Below are 3261 nucleotides of genomic sequence, written 5' to 3'. Positions count from 1 at the left end.
CCGCCGCCTGCATCACGCCCGCAAAGGCGCCGCGCACTCCAACCTCGGTCGCCCCGCTCTCGTGACGGCTGATGCGGATCGACGTCGTTGAGCTTGGCTGTCTCGATCAGGGTGTAGATGGCCGCCGCCCGATGACCTCCGGCATCTGACCCACAGAAGGTCCAATTGCGCCTTCCGATGGCAATTCCGCGCAGGGCGCGCTCGGCCGCGTTGTTCGAAAGGCAGATGCGCCCGTCGTCGAGGAAGCGGGTGAAGGCCGACCAGTGGTTCAGGCTGTAGTTGATGGTCTTGGCGGTTTCGCTTTTGGCCGAGAGAAGCGCCCGTTTCTCGCGCAGGAAGGTCTCCAACGCTATGACGAGCGGCTTCGAGGAAGCCTGGCGCACCGCGACGCGCTCAGCCGGGCTCTTGCCGAGGATTGTCCGTTCAATGGCGAAGATCTCGTCGATGCGGCGCACCGCCTCGATGGCGATGGGCGCCTTGCTGAGTTTGGCGAGATCGAAGAGCTTGCGCCGTCCATGTGACCAACATGCCGCCTCAATGATCGGCCGCGGTTTCCATCCGGGTGCGTAGAGGTCGTTGTAGCCCGCGAAGGCGTCGGCCTGCATGATGCCGCCATAGCCGGCGAGGTGCGCGCGGGGATGGTCACCGTGCCGGCTTCGGGACTAGTGGAAGATGGCGGCCGGCGGGTCGGTACCGCCGAACGGCCGGTCATCCCGGAAATAGGTCCAGAGCCGGCCGGTGACGGTCTTCAACTTCGCCAGCACCGGCACCGTCGTATCATCGGCATGGATGCGCTCGGCCGCCAGCACGTGCCGGCGCAACGCCTCGACGATCGGATCGAGCGCCACGGCGCAGGCAAATTCCTTCGCGAGCGAAGGTGGCGCTCTGCCGGTTCAGCGGCTGGTGCAGCATGAACTTCGACACGAGCACGCTGGCGAGAAGGTTCGGGCCGGCAAAGCCGCGCGGAATCGGATGGGACGGGGCCGGTGTCTCGGTGATGGCCTCGCAATCGCGGCACGTCACCTTCTGGCGGACATGCTCGATCACCTTCCAGCGGCGCGGCTCGCATTCGAGGGTTCTCGACACGATGTCGTCGAGCGGAGCCGGCTTGAGGCTCCGGCGAGGGCGACGACCTTGGCTTGGCGCAGGATCGCAACAGCATGGTCGCGCTTGGCCACTGGCGAGGCTTGGCGAAGGATGCCATCGATCCGGCGACGGCGGCCACCTCCAACTTGGCCTCGGCGGTTCAACCCCGAGGCGGCGAGCCGCGAGCCATCCACCGTCGGCCCTATCGCCGCCGCAAGCCGATCCCGAAACGGCTTGGCATGCTGGCACCCTACGGCGATCAGATCCGGGACTGGATGGAAAACGACCCAAGCCTGTCCGCGGTCGCAGCTTTGGAGCGGCTCACCACGCTCGCGCCGGATATCTTCGGCCCCAAGCATCTGCGGACGCTTCAGCGCGCGATCGCGGCACAGCGTATGACGGTCGCGCGCCGGCTGATCTCGGACGGGGTGTCGAGTCTCCTCGTCTCCGCGCCGATTCCGCCGTCCGTCGGCTTCCTGATCCCCTAGGCGACATTGGAACGCTGGGTAACATTCCGACATGAGGCAATGCGGGGCTAGTTTGTCATGTCGCCTGACAGTGCACCCAGTGCCCCAGCGCGTCCTGCGCAGCCCGGATCTCGTCGATCAGCAGAACGGGATCTGCCCCCGCTTGAATATGCCGGACGGCTTGCTTGGCGGCATCAGTGACCGCGGCATGAAGCAGGAGGCGGTCGGCCGGCGGCGCGGGGGCGTGGTAGAGTTTGATCACCCTTGCCCCTTCCCGCGTCTTCTGCCGCAGCTTGAACGAGGGCTGGATCACGTTCGTGTGCAGCCGCGCGGCCGCGTACAGCCGTGCCAGAGCGCCAACGGCCGCCACACCCTCGAACCGCCCGTAGCCGACTAACCGGCGGACGATGGCGCCGTTCTTCTGCTCCACCCAGGCCTGGTCGTTCTTCCGGTATGCGCGAGATCGGGTCACCTCGAGACCTTGGGCTCGGCACCAGTCCACGACCGGCGCGTTCATGAAAACGCTGTCGTTGTCGAAATCCACGCCGCGTAGGGGAAAGGGAAACAGCGTCATGGCTCTTGCGATCGCCTCGATGACGAGCGTGCCTTCGCGGAATGCCACCGGCACACACTCGGTCCATCCGGTCGCGATGTCGGTCAGCACAAGGGTCTGGATGAAGCTGCCGGACGCAGAAGGGCCAGAATGAGCGACGAAGTCCACCTCCACGAACCCAGGCGGCGGGTCGTTCCAATCGCCAAACGTGCGAACCGGCACCGACCGGCGCACCGCCGAGCTTTGCCCAGCGCGCCGGCGTCGGCCCGTTTGGGCGCCGGCTCTGGCATCCGCCAGTAAACGGTCGATTGTGGCGGCACTGACGGCGAGCAACTGGGCCCGGACGGCATCATCGACATGAACGCGGCCATGCCGTTCCATGGCAGGCAGCAGCACGGGCATCATCACGACGAGGCGCTTCAAGCAGACCCGGTCCGAAGCGTCCCACAGCGCGACCAACACCTCGCACATCCGAACTCCATAACGTCGTGCGCGCCTACGGGTGGCGGCGCCATCTCCAGGCCGCGCCGCTCTCTTCGACAGAACCCGGATCGCATGCTTGCGGTGGTGACCTGTGATGGCGACGAACTCGTCCAAGATCTGTATTTTGTCCGCACGCCGGCCCGTCTGATAGCGTTCGACAACCGCGTCGGTGAGTTCAGACCTTGCCGCCATGCTGATGCGCCTCGCCATCGACCACTCCCAGGCATTCCTGCCCGGATCGGTAGCACTGCTCGTGACGCAACAAGCCTAGTCAGTAGCATCTAAGATGAGGCAATGCAGGGCTAGTTTCGGATGTCGCTGGACAAGGGGAATGCGGGCCAGCAAAGCACGCGCCGGGCTCAGGACCGGGAAAGCGTGTCCCAGGCGCTGGGCCGCATACGGCAAGCAGCAAGGCAAGGAAAGAAGGAACGGTTCACCGCGCTCTTCCACCATATCGGCCCCGCGCTACTCCGCCTGGCGTTCAGCGCACTGAAGCGGAACGCCGCTCCCGGTATGGACGGGGTGACATGGCGGACCTACGAGGCAGATCTCGAGCGAAATCTGGCGGTTCTGCACGACAAGGTCCATCGGGGAGCATACCGGGCGCAACCATCCCGACGACGGTACATACCGAAGGCAGACGGTCGACAGCGCCCACTCGCGGTCACGGCT

At 65.6% G+C, this 3261-nt stretch carries 2 protein-coding genes and 2 pseudogenes; 2 read left to right on the top strand and 2 right to left on the bottom strand.

All coding sequences use genetic code 11. The features are described from left to right. Positions 1-74 precede the first annotated feature (74 nt). Positions 75-1098: pseudogene (gene tnpC / locus M8523_RS36045) on the bottom strand (IS66 family transposase); the annotation flags it as partial. A gap of 62 nt (positions 1099-1160) precedes the next feature. Between tnpC and M8523_RS36040 the strand changes: the two are divergent. Continuing rightward, the gene (locus tag M8523_RS36040) at positions 1161-1574 is read left to right on the top strand and encodes a hypothetical protein (protein ID WP_282589602.1); all 414 of its coding nucleotides are present in this window, start codon (positions 1161-1163) and stop codon (positions 1572-1574) included. Positions 1575-1629: 55 nt separating this feature from the next. Here the strand turns inward: M8523_RS36040 and M8523_RS36035 are convergent, their stop codons facing one another. Then, positions 1630-2799, bottom strand: coding sequence for an integrase catalytic domain-containing protein (locus M8523_RS36035; RefSeq protein WP_282589601.1), 1170 nt, complete (start codon positions 2797-2799; stop codon positions 1630-1632). Between the two features lie 102 nt (positions 2800-2901). On the opposite strand from M8523_RS36035, the pseudogene M8523_RS36030 reads away from it, so the two are divergent. Continuing rightward, a pseudogene (locus M8523_RS36030) lies at positions 2902-3261 on the top strand (group II intron reverse transcriptase/maturase); the annotation flags it as partial.

This window comes from Lichenifustis flavocetrariae (genome assembly GCF_026130545.1).
Lineage (GTDB): Bacteria > Pseudomonadota > Alphaproteobacteria > Rhizobiales > Beijerinckiaceae > Lichenihabitans > Lichenihabitans flavocetrariae.
This window is presented reverse-complemented; position numbering and strand designations above follow the sequence as displayed.